This window comes from Rhodococcus sp. MSC1_016, assembly GCF_023667485.2.
GTDB lineage: Bacteria > Actinomycetota > Actinomycetes > Mycobacteriales > Mycobacteriaceae > Rhodococcus_F > Rhodococcus_F oxybenzonivorans.
This window is the reverse complement of sequence record NZ_JAMOZI020000001.1, coordinates 5,672,665-5,689,262: the sequence shown is the minus strand read 5'-3', so window position 1 is coordinate 5,689,262 and position 16,598 is coordinate 5,672,665. Positions and strand designations below refer to the sequence as shown.

Below are 16,598 nucleotides of genomic sequence, written 5' to 3'. Positions count from 1 at the left end.
CGCCCAGTACTGTGGCCTCAGGACGTGAATGCTGATGCCTGAACCGCTTCGCCAGTGCGAGTTCCGCTTCTACGAGGAGCTGAACGACTTCCTCGCGCCGGAGTCGCGGAAGCGCACATTCGCGCATTACTTCATCGGCACACCCTCGGTGAAGGACCGCATCGAAGCGCTGGGCGTGCCGCACACCGAAGTGGATCTCGTGCTCGTCGACCAGGTCTCGGTCGACTTCGCGCACCGCCTCGTCGGGGGCGAACGGGTCACGGTGTATCCCGTGTTCGAACGCGTCGATATCACGGGTCTCACTCGACTGCGACCGCGACCGTTACGCGAATCTTCGTTCGTCCTCGACGTGCATCTCGGCCGGCTCGCCGGCTATCTCCGGTTACTCGGCTTCGACACCCGGTACCGCAACGACTTCGACGACACCGAACTGGTCGAGATTTCGGTGTCCGAGCACCGGATCGTCCTCACCCGCGACACCGGCCTCCTCAAGCGTGCGGCAGTGACCCACGGCGCCTTCCTGCACGAGACCGATCCACGCCGCCAGCTACGGGAAGTACTGGACCGCTTCGACCTCCACGCACGGATCGCGCCGTTCACCCGATGCGCGGGGTGCAATGGGACCTTGACCACGGTGTCGTGGGAAGAGGCACGCCTCGAGGTGCCGCCCGGAGTGGCGGAACGGGAGCGCGACTTCAGTCGGTGCCGGAACTGCGGCCATCTGTACTGGCCGGGCAGCCACCTTTCACGGTTACGCCGTCGCCTGCACGAGGTGGGCGTGGATCTGGGGCCGATTCCTCAGGAGGCGTGACGCAGTTCGGCAGTGAACTCCGCGGTGCAGAAGCATCCGTCGCCGAGTTCCTCGCAGTCGATGATCAGGGTATGGCGAACCTCGGACAGCTCGACGCACGACTCGTCGGTGCACTCGATGCCGCGCCGGCTGTGCACGATCAACGTTCCGTGGCAGTGGTCGAGTGCCGTCTCGCAACGTCCGCATGGTCTGTTCACGTCTGCTGCCTCCTTACTTCGTCCTGCTCTGTTGATACCACCCGTCTCCGACAGACCCCGGGACGTGCTCGAGGGTGTGTCGGCTCAGTTGCGCTCGACGTCGATCGGGTGAGTGGCCAACAGGGCGAGAGGAAGAGGCTGACGTCGCAGGACCTGGGCCCAGACGTCGATGCGGGCCGGTGCCACGACGTCCGACGGCAGCGCGGACACCACCATCCAGTCGTCACGCTGCAGCTCCGAGTCGAGCTGCCCGAACGTCCAGCCCGAGTAACCGGCGAAGATGCGGACACCTTCCACCAGGGGTGCGATGACCTCGGGGTCGGAGTCGAGATCGACCATCACGACGCGGCCGTGCACCCGGCGCAGTCCCGCGACCCCGTCGATGAGCGCACCGGTCCGCAGGGTGGCCAGGCACAGCGCGGCGTCACGCTTGACGGGACCACCGACATAGAGCGCGGCGGGGCGGGCGGCGAGCGGTGCCCACTGTGGCAGCACCTCCTGCACCGCGGTCTCGCTGGGGCGGTTGATGACCACGCCGAGGCTCCCGGCCTCGTTGTGTTCGATCACATAAATCACGGTGCGACGGAATGCGGGCTCGACCAGATCGGTGGACGAGACCAACAAGCTCCCCGGGCGGACCACCGGTTCCGTCGACGCCATTCGATCCTCGGGTTCTTCTGCGTGCGCCACCCGAACATCATCCCACCGCGGCGAGAGTGATGTGTCCCAGGACGCGAGCTGCGTCCGGTTCGCACGAATTCAGGCGGGCGGGAGCCCGGCAGTGTCGGCGAGCACGGCGAGATGGTGTTCGAACAGGGCAGCCGGATCGGTGAACGTATCCGTCCCGTATTGACCGAAGACCTCGAAGTTCACCGCACCGAACAGGCTCGACCACACCAGCACCCCGCGGGCGAGCAAGTGGTCGGGAGTAGTGAGGCCGAGCTCCGCGCGAATCCGGTCGAGATCGGCGGCAAGACCGGCGTCGACGGGGGCGGACGCGTCGGCGTCGAGAAGGCCCGAGCGGTAGGCACCGTCGAAGATGCGGACCAGCGCGTAGATGACCCGGGTTCCGGGCCTCGTGGTCTGTTCGCCGGGGGCGTCGTAGCCGGGAACCGGGCTGCCGAACAGCAGTCCGTAGCGCGCCGGCTCACGTAGAGCCCACGCCCGCACCGCGCGGCCCAGGGCCAGGAACTGCCGTCGCGGATGCTGCGCGGACGCGACTGCGGCGTCCACCTCGTCCCCGAGCTCGTTGTATCCGTCGACGACGAGCAGGGTCAGCAGTTCGTCGCGGCTCTTCACGTACCGATACACGGCGGACGAGACGACTCCGAGGTCCCGGGCCACCGCTCGCAACGACAGTGCCGCGGCGCCGACGACGGCCAGCTGTTCGCGGCCGATTCGGGTGATGTCCTGCAACGTCTGCTCTCGGGCACGTTCCCGTGGTGTTGCCGGCATGGGTTCAGGGTGCCGATCGCGGAGAGCGGTGTCAACAAACGAGAGCAGTGCTCTTGACTTTGCGCTCGCATGGGCGCACGCTTCAGATAGAGAGCAGTGCTCTCTTTGGACACCACACACCGGGAGCAGAAATGTCGAACATCGAAATCGTCACCGGCGCGGGACCCGTCGGCGCGACAGTGGCACAGCAGCTCGCAGAACAGGGGCGACGCGTCCGCGTGCTCACCCGTTCCGGAAGCGGTCCGGAACACCCGCTGATCGAGCGAAGGGCGGTCGACGTATCCGACCCCTCGGCCGTACGTGCAGCTTTCGAGGGTGCCACCGCCGTCTACCACTGCATTCATGCCGCCTATACCGCCGAGGCGTGGGAGCGCACCCTCCCCGCGGCGGAGCACACCGTTCTGGAGGCGGCGGGAGAGGTCGGCGCGGTGGTCGTGTTCCCGGAAAGTCTCTACTCCTACGACACCGAACAGCAGCCCATGACCGAAACCACGCCGCGCACCGCCACGACTGGAAAGCGCGGAATCCGTGCCCGGCTGCTCGACGCTCGCGCCGCCTCCTCGACCCCCACCGTCAGTGTCGTCGCCTCCGACTTCTTCGGTCCGCAGGTGCTCAGCGCCCACGCCGGTGAGCGCATGGTGCCGGTTGTGCTCGCCGGCAAGACAATGCGCGTCCTCGGCTCTGCCGACACGCCCCACTCCTTCACCTTCGTCCCCGACCTCGCGGCGGCGATGGTCGTCGCCGCACACGACCCCGACCTGTGGAACTGCGTGTTGCACGCGCCGACCGCCCCCGCGGTGACCCAGCGGCAGATGGTCCAGGCTTACGCCGACGCAGCGGGGGTGCCGGCACCGAAGGTGAGCGCGCTCCCGGGATGGGTTCTCCGAGCGGCAGGCCGCCTCCACGAGGGGTCCCGCGAGCTGGCGGAAATGTTGTACCAGTTCGAAAACCCGTTCGTCATGGATTCGACTGCCAGCGAGCAGCGCCTCGGGCTGAAGCCGACGGCACTGCCCGAGGCCGCAGAGCAGACCGTCCAGTGGTGGCGGGAGAGGTCCCTCGCACAGGCCGGATAAGGTCCCGTGAATGGCGGAACAGCTCGGGAACCCCCGAGGACGACGGGAGGCGTGGCGTCGTACCGCGCACACCCTGCGCCGGTCGCCCGGGCTGGCCCGGCTTGCGACGGTGCGATTCGCCAGCCAGTTCGGCGACGGAATGTTTCAGGCAGCGCTGGGTGGCGCCATCCTGTTCAATCCCGAGCGCGAGACCGACCCGCTGGCGATCGCTGCCGGCTTCGCGGTATTGCTGCTCCCTTACTCGGTGATCGGACCCTACGCGGGGGCACTCCTCGACCGCTGGGATCGTCGGACGGTGCTGCTGTGGGCCAATGTCCTACGCGGAGTATTGATTCTGGTGACCGCCGCCCTTCTGGGGTCCGGGGCCGGTGAGTTCCCGATCCTTCTCCTCGCCCTCGCCGCCATCGGTGTCAGTAGGTTCGTACTCGCCGGCGTTTCCGCCGCGCTGCCGCGCGTGGTTCACAAATCGTGGCTGGTCGCCACCAACTCCGTGCTCACCACCACCGGTTCCGTCGTGTCCGCTCTCGGAGCCACAACATCCGTCGCCATCATCGGTGTCGCGGGCGCAGGCGACCGCGGGTCCGGTATCGCCGTCGCCGCCGCCGCGGTCGGTTCCGCGGTAGCCGCTCTCGCGGCGTCCCGATTCCATCGTCGGCTTCTCGGCCCACACTCGGACGAACGAGCGGATTACGGGGTGGTCCGTGCCGTCGCCTCGGGACTGCGCAACGGAGCCGTGGCCGTGTGGCAGTCCCCGGGCGTCACCACCGCCATGATCGGCATCGGCACGCATCGGATCGTGTTCGGCGCCAACACGCTGATCATGGTCCTCGTGTTGCGAGACACGTCCAGGGCCGGTTCCCTACCGGGAGGACTGGCCGGGTTCGGTGTCGCGGTCGGCGCGACCGCGGCGGGAATGCTGCTCGCCGCGATCTCCACACCGTTCACCATTCCGCGGATCGGTCGCTCCCGCACCATCACCACCGCGTTGATCCTCGCCCTTGTGGCGCAGACGACGCTCGTGGCGACCCTGACCCAGGCCTCCCTGCTGTGGGGTGCACTGGTCCTCGGATTCGCCGGGCAGTCGATCAAGCTGAGCGGCGACGCCGCCATGCAGATCGACATCGAAGACGACCGCCGAGGACAGGTGTTCGCGCTCCAGGACACGGTGTTCAACGTGGCGTTCATCGCGTCGATCGCCGCCGCAGCCCTCGTGATCGCCCCCGACGGCCGATCACTTGAATTGGTACTGGCGGGTTCGGCCCTTTACGCCCTGGGACTCGTCGCTGCCCTACTCAACACACGTCGCGCCCGACACTGAGCGGTCCTGGACGCTCCTCCTATCCGGAACCGGGCAGCGGCACATTCTGCAGACGGACCTGTCCACGGGCCACCTCTTTGCCGGTGTCGGAGGCGGTGATGACCACCGACCACAACTGCTGGATACGGCCCTGCTGAATCGGTAGGGCCACCACGTCGACGCGACCCTCGGTGCGGGACCGGATGAAGTCGGTGCCGTTGTGCACACCGACCGCGAACTGGCCGCGGTCTGCCACTGCCGTGCTCGCGCCGATACTCGCGGCGCTCTCGACTGCCGTCGTGTAGACGCCACCGTGTACGACACCCCACGGCGTGTGGTGCTCGGCGGACAGATCGATGTGGCCGACGACTTTCGTGCCCGATACCTCGTCGAGTTCCAGGCCGGCAGCAGCGACGAAAGCGCTCGCCGCGGACGTGGTCAGGTCGGTCATGGTCCATTCTCCTTGTCGATCCGTACTGGGTTTGAAATCACAACTTACCCTCCCCGATCTCGGGGGCCACGTCAATGGCGGCCGTGGCCGAGCGCCACCTCCGACCGCCAGAGATGAACTGCGCCGGCCGTCACGGCACCGGGAATCGGATCGGAAGCCACCGTGCGCACGCTCGGGTCGGACGGTTCGTCATTCCGTCGATCGGGTACCGGATCCGGATGGCGACGCAGGTCGTACGCGGGTTCGATGTGGTCGCCGGCCACCCGCACCTCGCGGTCCCACGTCCCGCTGCCGCTGGGGTCGGTGAAGTAGCGGGCTTCGTCCCCGGCGTCGTAGTCGAGCACCGAGTGGTCGGCCGCCCCGTCCCCGTTGTCGTCCCACATGGCGTCGTCGAGAAGCCCGTCACCATCGAAGTCGAGCCGCACCGCGTCCATTCCGCCGAGCGGACCCAGATCGAGGTCGGCTGGGGAGATCCAGGTCGCGGGGGCTTCTGCGCCGGTTCCGAACGAATACTCGAGAGGGTCCATGTAAGGATTCGACGCAGCGCGACCGCATCCGGTTCCGCTCGAGTCGGAAAATCCGGGGCTTCGCCACATCCCGGGTGGCCTCGATCTGCGAAATGCTATGCGACCGTGACACCGTACTGTGACCGGACTGCGACCGGGCACGCCGGGCACTGAACCCGAGAGTGCCGCCATCGGGTGTTACCTTTTGCCCTGAACGTGCAGGTCGGTCCATCCTGACTCCGACCACCGATCTGGAGGGGTCCCGTGGTCGAGAAGTCCTGGTTTGTTGCCGGAGCACCGTTGTGCGTCGCCGCCGTCGTCGCGGCGACGATCGGGTTCTCGGCAGGTCCCGCTGCGGCGGAGACGAATTCGTGGTTGCCGGTGAACATCTGTGGCGAGACCGGGTTCAACCCGGCCAAGGAGCCCCCGACTCCCGGTGGTCCGCTGCTACCGTCGATACCGCCGACCATCGCCATCCCGATTCCGTACCCCGATTTCGTGCCGGTGCCGGTCCCCGGCCCTACCGTCGATCAGACTCGCGTGGCACAAGACCTACCCGCCGACCCGTGCGCGGACCCTTGCCCGGACCTCACCGACGAGATCGAGGAACCCCAGCCGGAGGTCGGCTCGTCGGGATCCTCCGGGTCGAGCGCGCTGCACATTCCGAAGATCGAAATCGACCCACGACCGGAGACCATTCCGATCCCCGTCCCCGGCGGCCCGGGTCCCGCGCCGCAGCCCGCACCCCCGGTGCAGATCAACCCGGCCGAACGCGGCTCCCTCACCGAAGCGCTCGGCACCCCGGCCGTCGGTGACGTGCGCCTGGTGTCGCAGCTGACGGGCCACGGTTCGGACAATCGCACCGACAAGCGCTGGCAGGTGGACGGCACGGACCTCGGCATCATCTGGGAGACGAAGCCCGGGGAGGTGGCCATCGCCTTCGGTGACACCTTCGGTAAGGACTGGAATCCGCCCGGCGCCTTCGGGGAAGACTGGCGCAGCAACGTTCTCGGACATAGCACCGACACCGACCTGTCCGACGGCATGACCATCGACAGCATGGTGCAGGACAGCCGCTGCCACGCCGCCGAGATCATCGACAGCCGGCACATCCCCAACTTCGAGACGACGACCATTCCCACGTCGGGGTTCACGATCGGCAACCGGCAGTTCCTGAGCTACATGTCGGTGAAACGGTGGAGTGTGGTGCCCGGCATGTGGTACACGAACTACGGCGGCATCGCCTACTCGGACGACAACGGTCAGACATGGACCAAAGACCAGCACGCCAAGTGGCACAACATTTTCGGCGCCCGGTTTCAGGTGTCGGCCATGGTTCCCCACGGCGACTACGTGTACATGTTCGGCACTCCGAACGGGCGCATCGGCACCATTGGTCTGGCCCGGGTACCGGTCGATCAGGTACTCAACACCACGTCGTACCAGTACTGGTCGAACGGAACATGGACGCCTGTCTCCGAACATCTCGCGACCCCGATCGTCGGTGGGGTGGCCAGCGAGCTGTCGGTTCGTTACGACACCGGGACCGGCACGTGGCTGATGAGCTACCTCGAACCCGTCGGCGGGCGGATCATCCTCCGCCAATCCTCGTCGCCACAGGGCGTCTGGTCCGGCGGAGCCACCCTCGTCGACACGGCCGACTACCCGAAGGCGTACGGCGGCTTCATCCATCCGTGGTCCACCGACAAGGACCTGTACTTCACGATGTCGGAGTGGGACAGCTACAACGTGTACCTGATGCACGCGTCCCTGCGCTGACGCACCCGTGAGTACTTGTTAACCACGCGATGTTAAGAAGTACTCACGGCGTGGATTGCCACCTCGGTGGCCTTGACCACGAAGAACGCGTCGAGTCCGGGTACCAGATCGAGCTCGGCGACGGATTCTGCTGTCACGTCGGCGCTCAGTTCCAGCCGGCCACGGGCAGTCACCGCACGCACCCGCACGATGGGGCCGCGCACCTCGATTTCGGTCACGGTCACGCCGAAGACGTTGCGCGGACTGCCCTCCGGTGATCGCCGGTGGACGGCCACCGAATGCGGGGCGAATACTGCGACGGCCGGAGCGGTGCCGCCCACGTCGTCGTCGGGCAGGCCGTGCATCCGGACACCGTTCTCGGTCTCGAACCCGGACGGGGTAGCGAAGACGGCCACGAGGTTGAGTCCTGCGATCCGCGCCGCGAACGAGCTGCGGGGCCGGGAGAGCACATCGCGCACGGACCCTGCCTCGACGATTCTTCCGCCGTCCACCACGATCACGCGGTCGGCCAGCGCCAGTGCGTCGAGGACGTCGTGAGTGACGACGACGGCGGTCCGATGCTCCTCGCGTAGAACTTTTCGCAGCAGCACCCGCAACGCGGGAGCCGCAGCCACATCCAGAGCGGCCATCGGTTCGTCGAGCAGAAGCGCCTGAGGGTCCGCCGCCAGAGCCCGTGCGACCGCGACACGTTGAGCCTGCCCACCCGACAACTGGTGGGGTCTGCGGTCGGCGAACTGCGTGGCGTCGACGGCGTCCATCCAATGCCGGGCGATGGCCCGGGCTTCCCGGCGACTTCGCCCGGCGCTGCGGGGGGCGAAGGCCACGTTGGCGGCGACAGTGAGATGCGGAAACAGCAACGCCTCCTGGGCAAGTAGCGCCATTCCCCGGCGATGCGGCGGAACGGCGATCCCGGCGTCGGTGTCGGTGAGTACCCGGCCGTTCAATTCGACCCGCCCGGTGTCGGGCCGTATCAGTCCGGCGGCGACGGACAGTAATGTCGACTTACCGGCGCCGTTCGGGCCGAGGACGGCCAGAACTTCACCCTCCGCGACGTCGACGGCCATCTCGATATCGCGGCCCTGTATCCGCGCATCGAGGCTCAGCCCGCTCACGGCACCGCTCTCGACGCCCAGCCGCGCGACCCCACCACGATGACCACCGCGACGATCACCAGAACCAGCGACAACGCCACTGCCGCATCGGCATCCGTTTCCCGCTGAAGATAGATCTCCAGCGGAAGGGTACGGGTGACGCCCTCGAGACTGCCCGCGAACGTCAGGGTGGCGCCGAATTCACCGAGTGCCCGCGCGAACGACAACACGGCGCCGGAGACCAGCCCCGGCAACACCAGTGGAAGGGTCACGCGGCGGAAGACCGTCGTGGGTCCGGCTCCGAGTGTGGCGGCGGCGGACTCGTATCGCCTGCCCGCAGTGCGGAGCGACCCTTCCAGACTGACCACCAGGAACGGCAATGCCACGAAGGTTTGTGCGAGCACGACCGCCGTGGTGGTGAACGCGACGGAAATTCCCGCCACTTCCAGGTGCTGTCCGATGAGACCCTTCCGGCCGAACGTGTAGAGCAGCGCGATTCCGCCCACGACGGGTGGGAGCACCAACGGCAGGAGCACCAGCGACCGCAGCACGGGAAGACCCCGAAAGCTACTGCGCGCCAGCACTGCGGCCATCGGCACGCCGAGGAGGATACATAGCACCGTGCTGGCGGCAGCAGTCCGCAGACTCAGCTCCAGCGCGGCGAGCGAGGATTCGGAGGTGACCAACTCGACGAATCGGGGCCAGTCGACGCTTGCCAGCATCGCCGTCAACGGCAGTACGACGAACAACCCCCCGACAGCCGCCGGGACGAAGAGCCAGCGCGGCAGCCCGGAAGGAACCACCGTACGCGCCGGACGGGTCACGGCTCACCGAATCCTGCATCGGCAAGAACTGCCCGGCCGTCGGGTCCGGTGACGAACGCGACGAATTCTCGGGCCGTTTCCGGCGCGCCCGAATCGGCAAGAGCAACTATGGGATAGGTGTTCACCGCCTGTGCGGCCTCGGGTACGGCCACCGCTGTCACAGCGTCACCCGCTCCGGTCGCGTCCGTGACGTACACCAGTCCGGCGTCCGCCTGCCCGGCGATCACCTTGTTCAGGACATCCGTCACCGAAGACTCTTCACTGACCGGTGCGAGATCGACTCCCGTCGACGATTCGACCTTCTGCGTTGCGGAGCCGCACGGCACCTGCGGCGCGCAGGTGACCACCAATGTTCCCGGGCGGGCAAGGTCGGCGAATGTGGTAATCCCCTTCGGGTTTCCGGGTGCGGTGACGACGGTCAGGGTGTTCGTCGCGAAGTCGACAGGACTACCCGCAGTGAGTCCCGCATCGACCACCTTGGCCATGTTGCGCTGGTCTGCGGCCGCGAATACGTCGGCGCGAGCACCTTGATCCAGCTGGGCTGCCAGATCGGAAGAACCGGCGAAGCTGAACTCCACCCGAGATCCCGGATGCTGTGCCTCGAATCTTTCCGCGAGTTCGGTGAAACTCGACTTCAGGGAGGCTGCCGCGAACACCGTGATCCGTGCACCCGAGTCGGTGTCGTCGGAGCCGCACCCGGACAGAGTCCCGAGGATGAGCACGGCCAGGGCGATGACGGCGGCTGCTCGGCTGGGGTTCTGTTTCATGAGGTCTCGACGGGGGTCTCGACAATGACCGTGGTGGACTTCACGACGGCCACCGCGATCTTCCCGGGTTCGAGCCCGAGGTCGCGTACCGCTTCGCTGCTCATCAGGGACACCACCCGGAACGGCCCGCATTGCAGCTCCACCTGCGACATCACCGTGTCGGACACGATGGCCGTCACGATCCCGGTGAACCGATTTCGCGCCGAGGACCCCGATCCGAGGAGATCCGGCGACGCGGACGCGTGGGCGCGGGCGAACTCGGCGAGTGCCGCGCCGTCGACGGCCATGCGCCCGGAGTCGTCTTTCTCGGCGGGGAGGCTGCCGTTGTCGATCCACCGCCGGACGGTGTCGTCGCTGACGCCGAGCAGTTCGGCGGCCTGCCGGATCCGGATGCGCGTCATCTAGGCATTACTCCGCAGATGCGTCATAAAGACCATCGTATGCGCGCATTTGCGGAATAGACAAGCGATAGGACCCGCAGAAGCGGATCAGTACACGTCGCGCACGTACCGTTTGTCAGTGGCTAACTGCTTCATATACAGCTCGGTGTCCTCTTCGTCGAGCCTGCCGTGCGTGCGAACCACCTCACGGATCGTCTCGTCCACGTCCTTCGCCATCCGGCTGGCATCCCCGCACACGTAGAGGTACGCGCCCTCCTGCATCCAGTTCCACAACTTCGCTCCGTGTTCGCGGATGCGGTCCTGCACGTAGATCTTCTGCCGCTGATCGCGGGAGAATGCTGCATCGAGGTGGGTGAGAAATCCGTCGCGGTGCATAGCTTCCATCTCCTCGCGGTAGTAGAAGTCAGTCGCTTCGTGCTGCTCACCGAAGAACATCCAGTTCTTGCCGGTGTGCCCGAGTTCGCGCCGCTCGTGCAGGAATCCGCGGAACGGGGCGATTCCCGTGCCAGGGCCCACCATGATCATGGGCGCATCCGCCGACGCCGGCGGTCGGAAATGCGCCGACTTCTGCACGAAGATCGGCACCTCGGCCTCGTCGCAGTGATCCGCGAGGAACGTGGAGCAGACGCCGGACCGATCTTTGCCCTCGTGGTTGTACCGCACGGCGGACACGGTCAGCTGCACCTCGCCGGGATCGATCTTCGGGCTGGACGAGATGGAATACAGTCGCGGCTGGAGCCGCTTGAGAACGCCGAGCCACTCCTCGACCTCGGCGTGAACGCCGTACTGCCCGAGCACGTCCATCGACTGCCGGCCCCATAACCACTGCTGGAGCGCAATCTTGTTCTGCGGTCGCATCAATCGGGCCAGCTCGGTGTCCTGCGTACGACTCTGGACGAACCGGAGCAGCTCGGGCGTCACCTTGGTGATCTCGAATTTGGTCCGCAACGCCTCGTGCAGCGGCATCTCCGGCAGGTCGGCCACGGTCACCGGGACATCGGGCTTCAGACCCGTCACCTTCAGCCACTCGTCGACGACGGCGTCGCTGTTGGTGGGCCAGACGCCGAGCGCGTCCCCCGCCTCGTAGACGAACTCCGGATCACTCACCTCGAAACCGAACTGTCGCACGTCCTTCGACGATCCCGCCGCGCTGAGGCGCACGTTCTTCGTGAGGCGGGTGACGAACGGTGACTTACGCGTGAAGGCCGCTGCCTTCTTCGCGGCAGGTACGGGCGCGACGGAAACCACTGCCGCGCCTTCGACGGCCTCCCGGTCGCGAACCAGCTTCTGCACCTGCGCCAGCCACTCACGTGCTTGATCCTCGTAGTCGGGTTCACAGTCGACGCGGGCGGTGAGACGCTTGGCCTGCAGCTGCTCGAGCCGAGCATCGAGCCGCTTGCCGTGGCCGCAGAAGTCGTCGTAACTGGAGTCGCCGAGAGCCAGTACCGCATACCGCGTTTCGGTCAGTGTGGGTGCCTCGTCACTGCTGAGGGCCGACCAGAAACTGCTGCCGTTGTCGGGCGCGTCTCCGTCACCGAACGTGCTGGTGATGATGAGGAGGTCACGGACACCGCGCAGGCTTCCGACGTCGTAGTCGTCCATGCTGATCAGATGTGTTCCGTGCCCGGCCGCCTGCAGTTGCGCGGCACATTCGGCGGCGAACTCCTCGGCGTTGCCGGTCTGCGAGGCCCACACCACCACGACAGGTTGCTGGACCGATTCAGTACCTGCGGCGCTGCCGTTCTGGGCGGCGACCCCGGATGTGTCGCCCGAGCGGGAGAACAGACCGGCGAGCATCCCGTCGAGCCACACCCGCTTGGAACCTGAGATCGGGGCGTCCCGGGGAAGGACCGGCACGCCGCGGACCTCGGTGGACCGCAGTCCGGACAGCAGCCCCGAAAGATAGGTGCGTTCGTGTTCGTCGAACGTCGGTGGAGCCGAATCATCCAGTCCGAGAAGCTGGGTCAGTTCATCGGCTGGGCTCGCGAGCTGCAGCTGGGATCCGCCGGTCTCCGGAACCGCCGGCTGCGACACCGGTGCCACGCGAGTCAGTGACACCGCGCAGGCCTTGAACTCCGGCTGGAACGACATCGGGTCGACGGCATCGTTGGTAACGGCGTTGATGCTGAGGTACTCGCCGAACGAATCGTTCCAGTGGAAAGGCGCGAAACAGCCACCGGGAAGCACCCGGTCACTGACGACCGCGGGAAGCACCGCGCGGCCACGCCTCGACGCCACCTCGACCTTGTCACCGTCGGAGATCGACAGCCGCTGCGCATCCGTCGGGTTGATCTCGACGAAGGGTCCCGAGTTCAGCTTGTTGAGCTTGGCCACCTTGCCCGTCTTCGTCATGGTGTGCCATTGGTGCTGCAGCCGACCCGTATTGAGGACGAACGGGTAGTCGTCGTCCGGCAGCTCGGCCGGCAGCATGTGCGGTCGTGGGAAGAATGCCGCCTTCCCGCTCGGGGTGGCGAAGGCGAGCCGGGGGAGCGAGCCGTCGGGAGCCGACAGCAGCCTCTGACTCACCCCGTCATTGAGGTAACGGATGGGATTGCGGTCGGTGCGGTCACCGGGCGGGCTCGGCCACTGCACCGGCGTCTGCCGGAGCCGCTCGTAGGTGATGCCGCGAAGGTCGTAACCCGTCTTCGGGTTCCACGTGCGCTTAATCTCTTCGAACACGTCCTCGGACGTCTCATAGGTGAAGGCGTCCGCATACCCCATCTCGCAGGCCACCCGCGCGATGATCTTCCAGTCGGGCAACGCCTGACCCACCGGGTCGACGGCCTGCTGCAGCAACGTCAGGTTACGCTCGGAATTGATCATCACCGAGTCCGACTCCGCCCACAGCGCGCCCGGCAGCAGGATGTCGGCGTAACCGTTGGTCTCGGTGTCGAGGAACACGTCCTGTGTGATCACGAGCTCGGCTGCCTCGAGTCCCTCGATGACCGTCCGCCGATTCGACACGGTGGCGACAGGGTTGGTGCAGATGATCCAGCAGGCTTTGATTCGGCCCGCGACCATCTGCTCGAACATGTCGACGGTGCCCGTGCCGACCTCGGTGCGGATGGTGCCCTCGGGCAGGTCCCACAGGTCCTCGACGAACGCGCGGTCGTCGGCCGCGAGGATCGACCGCTGACCGGGCAGGCCCGGGCCCATGTATCCCATTTCGCGGCCACCCATGGCATTGGGCTGGCCGGTGAGAGAGAACGGTCCGCTGCCGGGACGGCAGATTGCGCCGGTGGCGAGGTGGAGGTTGCAGATCGCGTTGGTGTTCCAGGTGCCGTGGGTGCTCTGGTTGAGGCCCATCGTCCAGCACGTCATCCATTCGGCGGCCTCGCCGATCCACTGGGCGGCCTGTCGGATGTCGGCTTCGGGGATGCCGGTGATGTCCGCGACCTTGTCGGGGGTGTACTCCTCGAGGAATTCCGGCATCACCTCCCAACCCTCGGTGAACTCGGCGATGAACGCTGGGTCGGTGTGCCCATTCTTCACCAGCAGGTGCAGGAGGCCGTTGAGCAATGCGAGGTCGGTGCCGGGCGTGATCTGCAGAAAGAGATCGGCCTTGTCGGCCGTCGCGTTGCGCCGCGGGTCCACCACGATCAGCTTCGCTCCCGCCTTCACGCGCTCGAGGAGGCGCAGGAACAGGATGGGGTGACAGTCGGCCATGTTGGCGCCGATCACGAAGAACACGTCGGCCTTGTCGAAGTCCTGGTACGACCCCGGGGGGCCGTCGGCGCCCAGCGACTGCTTGTACCCGGTGGCGGCACTGGCCATACAGAGGCGTGAGTTGGACTCGATCTGATTGGTGCCGACGAACCCCTTGGCCAGCTTGGTCACGAGGTACTGCGCTTCGATGGACATCTGGCCGGAGACGTAGAAGGCGACCGCGTCCGGTCCGTGCTTGTCGATCTGCTCCTTCAGGCGGCGTGCCGTCTCGCTGATCGCGGCGTCGACGTGCACAGCCGTGGGTGCCTCGCCGCGCTCGTCGCGAAGGTAGCCGGTCTCCATCCGGCCACCGGCCACCAGCATCTCGGCGCTCGTCGCACCCTTGGTGCACAACCGGCCGAAATTGGTCGGATGCTCCTTGTCGCCGGACGCCTTGAGAACGCGGCGCGCACCCGTCTCCGGGTTCGTTTCGACGTCGAGGACCATGCCGCAGCCGACACCGCAGTACGAGCAGGCGGTCTTCACTGTGGAAGTACCGGCTTTCTGCTGCTGCATCGACTGCTCCTTCACCTGCACGGCCGCGACATGTCCACCTGGTTCTCGGCCCCTATCAAGAGTGCCGATTGGTGTGTTTCGTCGGGATTAACCCCCGTGAGCGTTCGATGACGTCTGTCGCACCCGACAAGCAGCGGGGTGGTGAGTCGAGAGGGGTATGGCAGCAATACGTGTGACGGGCGTCACCACAGGTGAGCCGGTCGGGTGAGCAACTCTCACCCGTCGTCGCGGGTCAGCCCTGCCGCGACGCCCACCACGACAGCAGTTCGGCCTCCGCTTCGTCGCGGGTGAGGGGACCACGATCGAGTCGCAGCTCCTTCAGGTACTGCCACGCCTTCCCCACATCCGGACCCGCGGGAATGCCCAGCAGTTCCATGATCGCGTTGCCGTCGAGGTCGGGGCGCACCCGGGCGAGATCCTCCTGCTCCGCGAGCCTCGCGATCCGCTCCTCGATGTCGTCGTAGGTGGCCTGCAACGCCGCCGCCCGCCGCTTGTTACGCGTGGTGCAGTCGGCGCGGACCAGCTTGTGCAACCGCGGCAGCAGCGGACCGGCGTCGGTGACATAGCGACGTACCGCCGAATCCGTCCACTGACCCTTGCCATAGCCGTGAAAACGCAGGTGAAGGAACACCAGCTGAGAGACGTCGTCCACCATCTGCTTGGAGTACTTGAGGGCACGCATCCGCTTACGCACCAACTTGGCCCCCACCACCTCGTGGTGGTGGAAGCTCACGCCGCCGCCCGGCTCGTTGCGCTTGGTGTCCGGCTTACCGATGTCGTGCAGCAGCGCAGCCCACCGCAACACGAGGTCGGGGTCGCCGTCCTCGAGGTCGATGGCCTGCGCGAGCACGGTCAGCGAATGCCAGTACACATCCTTGTGCTGATGATGCTCGTCGATCTCGAGCTTCATCTGCGGCACCTCGGGCAGCACGTGGTCGGCCAGCCCGGTGTCACACATCACGTTGATGCCGTCATTGGGGAACTCGCCCAGAATCAGCTTGTCCAGTTCGGCGCGCACCCGTTCGGCCGTGATGCGTTCGATCTGCGGTGCCATGTCCGTGATCGCCCGGTGCACGCGCTCGTGGAGGGTGAAACCCAGCTGCGACACGAAGCGGGCGGCCCGCAGCATGCGCAGCGGGTCGTCGTCGAAGGAATTCTCGGGAGCCGACGGGGTGTCCAGCACACCCGCCAGAAGCGCATTCATCCCGCCGAGCGGATCGACGAAGTCCTGCGAGCCGTCCGCACCGATCTTCACCGCCATCGCATTGACCGTGAAGTCGCGCCGCACCAAGTCGTCCTCGAGCTTCGACCCGAACGAGACGACGGGGTTGCGCGACACCCGGTCGTACGCGTCGGCACGGTAAGTGGTGATCTCGATCTGCTGCCCCGCCTTCGCGGCGCTGATCGTCCCGAAGTCGATACCTGTGTCCCACTGATTGTCGGCCCAGCCCGACAGCAATTTCTGCACCTGCTCGGGCCGGGCATCGGTGGTGAAGTCGAGGTCGGTACCGAGGCGTCCGAGAATCGCGTCCCGGACACTCCCGCCCACCAGGTACAGCTCGTGGCCCGCCGCAGCGAACCTCTCTCCGAGCGGCGTCAGGACTTCGGACAGCTCGCGCAGCGTCACCGCGGCGCCGGCAAGCAGTCGCGTACGGCGCTCGTCGTCGAGAGAAGGGACAGTCACGTCCAGGAAGCTTACCGAGGTGCGCAAATAGCGGGATATGC

Annotated in this window: 15 protein-coding genes; 4 read left to right on the top strand and 11 right to left on the bottom strand. The window is 66.5% G+C overall.

The features are described from left to right. Positions 1–28: 28 nt before the first annotated feature. The gene (locus tag L1080_RS26560) at positions 29–811 is read left to right on the top strand and encodes a Mut7-C ubiquitin/RNAse domain-containing protein (protein WP_250774012.1); all 783 of its coding nucleotides are present in this window, start codon (positions 29–31) and stop codon (positions 809–811) included. Here the strand turns inward: L1080_RS26560 and L1080_RS26555 are convergent. The 3 genes from L1080_RS26555 to L1080_RS26545 all read right to left on the bottom strand — a co-directional run bounded on the left by L1080_RS26555 (position 799) and on the right by L1080_RS26545 (position 2,463). After that, a complete protein-coding gene (locus tag L1080_RS26555) occupies positions 799–1,008 on the bottom strand; it encodes a hypothetical protein (RefSeq protein ID WP_109334731.1) in 210 nt (69 codons plus the stop codon). The two genes, L1080_RS26560 and L1080_RS26555, sit on opposite strands and share 13 nt — an antisense overlap. A gap of 84 nt (positions 1,009–1,092) precedes the next feature. Further along, positions 1,093–1,698, bottom strand: coding sequence for a YqgE/AlgH family protein (locus tag L1080_RS26550; RefSeq protein WP_109334732.1), 606 nt, complete (start codon positions 1,696–1,698; stop codon positions 1,093–1,095). Between the two features lie 69 nt (positions 1,699–1,767). Then, a complete protein-coding gene (locus tag L1080_RS26545; RefSeq protein WP_250774014.1) occupies positions 1,768–2,463 on the bottom strand; it encodes a TetR/AcrR family transcriptional regulator in 696 nt (231 codons plus the stop codon). Between the two features lie 131 nt (positions 2,464–2,594). Here L1080_RS26545 and L1080_RS26540 point away from each other — a divergent pair, with 131 nt between their 5' ends. Both L1080_RS26540 and L1080_RS26535 read left to right on the top strand, forming a co-directional pair. Continuing rightward, positions 2,595–3,536: an NAD-dependent epimerase/dehydratase family protein gene (locus L1080_RS26540; protein ID WP_250774015.1), complete on the top strand. Its 942-nt coding sequence runs from the start codon at positions 2,595–2,597 to the stop codon at positions 3,534–3,536. A 10-nt stretch (positions 3,537–3,546) separates the two neighbouring features. Continuing rightward, positions 3,547–4,854, top strand: coding sequence for an MFS transporter (locus tag L1080_RS26535; protein ID WP_250774017.1), 1,308 nt, complete (start codon positions 3,547–3,549; stop codon positions 4,852–4,854). Positions 4,855–4,873: 19 nt separating this feature from the next. Here the strand turns inward: L1080_RS26535 and L1080_RS26530 are convergent, their stop codons facing one another. Then, a complete protein-coding gene (locus tag L1080_RS26530; protein WP_109334736.1) occupies positions 4,874–5,284 on the bottom strand; it encodes a PaaI family thioesterase in 411 nt (136 codons plus the stop codon). Positions 5,285–5,355: 71 nt separating this feature from the next. Continuing rightward, positions 5,356–5,811, bottom strand: coding sequence for a hypothetical protein (locus tag L1080_RS26525; protein WP_308202182.1), 456 nt, complete (start codon positions 5,809–5,811; stop codon positions 5,356–5,358). 243 nt (positions 5,812–6,054) lie between these two features. Here L1080_RS26525 and L1080_RS26520 point away from each other — a divergent pair, with 243 nt between their 5' ends. After that, the gene (locus L1080_RS26520) at positions 6,055–7,569 is read left to right on the top strand and encodes a DUF4185 domain-containing protein (RefSeq protein WP_250774018.1); all 1,515 of its coding nucleotides are present in this window, start codon (positions 6,055–6,057) and stop codon (positions 7,567–7,569) included. A gap of 32 nt (positions 7,570–7,601) precedes the next feature. Here the strand turns inward: L1080_RS26520 and L1080_RS26515 are convergent, their stop codons facing one another. From L1080_RS26515 to L1080_RS26490, 6 genes are all read right to left on the bottom strand, one after another. After that, entirely contained in the window at positions 7,602–8,681 is a 1,080-nt protein-coding gene (locus L1080_RS26515; RefSeq protein ID WP_250774020.1) for a sulfate/molybdate ABC transporter ATP-binding protein, read from the bottom strand. Continuing rightward, complete coding sequence (locus L1080_RS26510) at positions 8,678–9,484, bottom strand: ABC transporter permease (protein ID WP_109334739.1); 807 nt, start codon at positions 9,482–9,484, stop codon at positions 8,678–8,680. The genes L1080_RS26515 and L1080_RS26510 overlap by 4 nt, the downstream gene beginning before the upstream one ends. Beyond that, positions 9,481–10,251: a molybdate ABC transporter substrate-binding protein gene (gene modA / locus L1080_RS26505; protein ID WP_250774022.1), complete on the bottom strand. Its 771-nt coding sequence runs from the start codon at positions 10,249–10,251 to the stop codon at positions 9,481–9,483. The genes L1080_RS26510 and modA overlap by 4 nt, the downstream gene beginning before the upstream one ends. Continuing rightward, entirely contained in the window at positions 10,248–10,652 is a 405-nt protein-coding gene (locus L1080_RS26500) for a TOBE domain-containing protein (protein WP_159926723.1), read from the bottom strand. The genes modA and L1080_RS26500 overlap by 4 nt, the downstream gene beginning before the upstream one ends. An 87-nt stretch (positions 10,653–10,739) precedes the next feature. Next, positions 10,740–14,873, bottom strand: a complete 4,134-nt coding sequence (locus L1080_RS26495; RefSeq protein ID WP_250774024.1) for a bifunctional nitrate reductase/sulfite reductase flavoprotein subunit alpha — start codon at positions 14,871–14,873, stop codon at positions 10,740–10,742. A gap of 232 nt (positions 14,874–15,105) precedes the next feature. After that, a complete protein-coding gene (locus tag L1080_RS26490; RefSeq protein ID WP_250774026.1) occupies positions 15,106–16,557 on the bottom strand; it encodes a CCA tRNA nucleotidyltransferase in 1,452 nt (483 codons plus the stop codon). Positions 16,558–16,598: the final 41 nt, after the last annotated feature.

Excerpts from the sequence above, each read along its gene's own strand:
- L1080_RS26540 (WP_250774015.1), top strand. The coding sequence starts at position 2,595 with ATGTCGAACATCGAAATCGTCACCGGCGCGGGACCCGTCGGCGCGACA.
- L1080_RS26530 (WP_109334736.1), bottom strand. The coding sequence starts at position 5,284 with ATGACCGACCTGACCACGTCCGCGGCGAGCGCTTTCGTCGCTGCTGCC.
- L1080_RS26500 (WP_159926723.1), bottom strand. The coding sequence starts at position 10,652 with ATGACGCGCATCCGGATCCGGCAGGCCGCCGAACTGCTCGGCGTCAGC.
- L1080_RS26545 (WP_250774014.1), bottom strand. The coding sequence starts at position 2,463 with ATGCCGGCAACACCACGGGAACGTGCCCGAGAGCAGACGTTGCAGGAC.
- L1080_RS26560 (WP_250774012.1), top strand. The coding sequence starts at position 29 with ATGCTGATGCCTGAACCGCTTCGCCAGTGCGAGTTCCGCTTCTACGAG.
- L1080_RS26495 (WP_250774024.1), bottom strand. The coding sequence starts at position 14,873 with ATGCAGCAGCAGAAAGCCGGTACTTCCACAGTGAAGACCGCCTGCTCG.
- L1080_RS26525 (WP_308202182.1), bottom strand. The coding sequence starts at position 5,811 with ATGGACCCTCTCGAGTATTCGTTCGGAACCGGCGCAGAAGCCCCCGCG.
- L1080_RS26535 (WP_250774017.1), top strand. The coding sequence starts at position 3,547 with ATGGCGGAACAGCTCGGGAACCCCCGAGGACGACGGGAGGCGTGGCGT.
- modA (WP_250774022.1), bottom strand. The coding sequence starts at position 10,251 with ATGAAACAGAACCCCAGCCGAGCAGCCGCCGTCATCGCCCTGGCCGTG.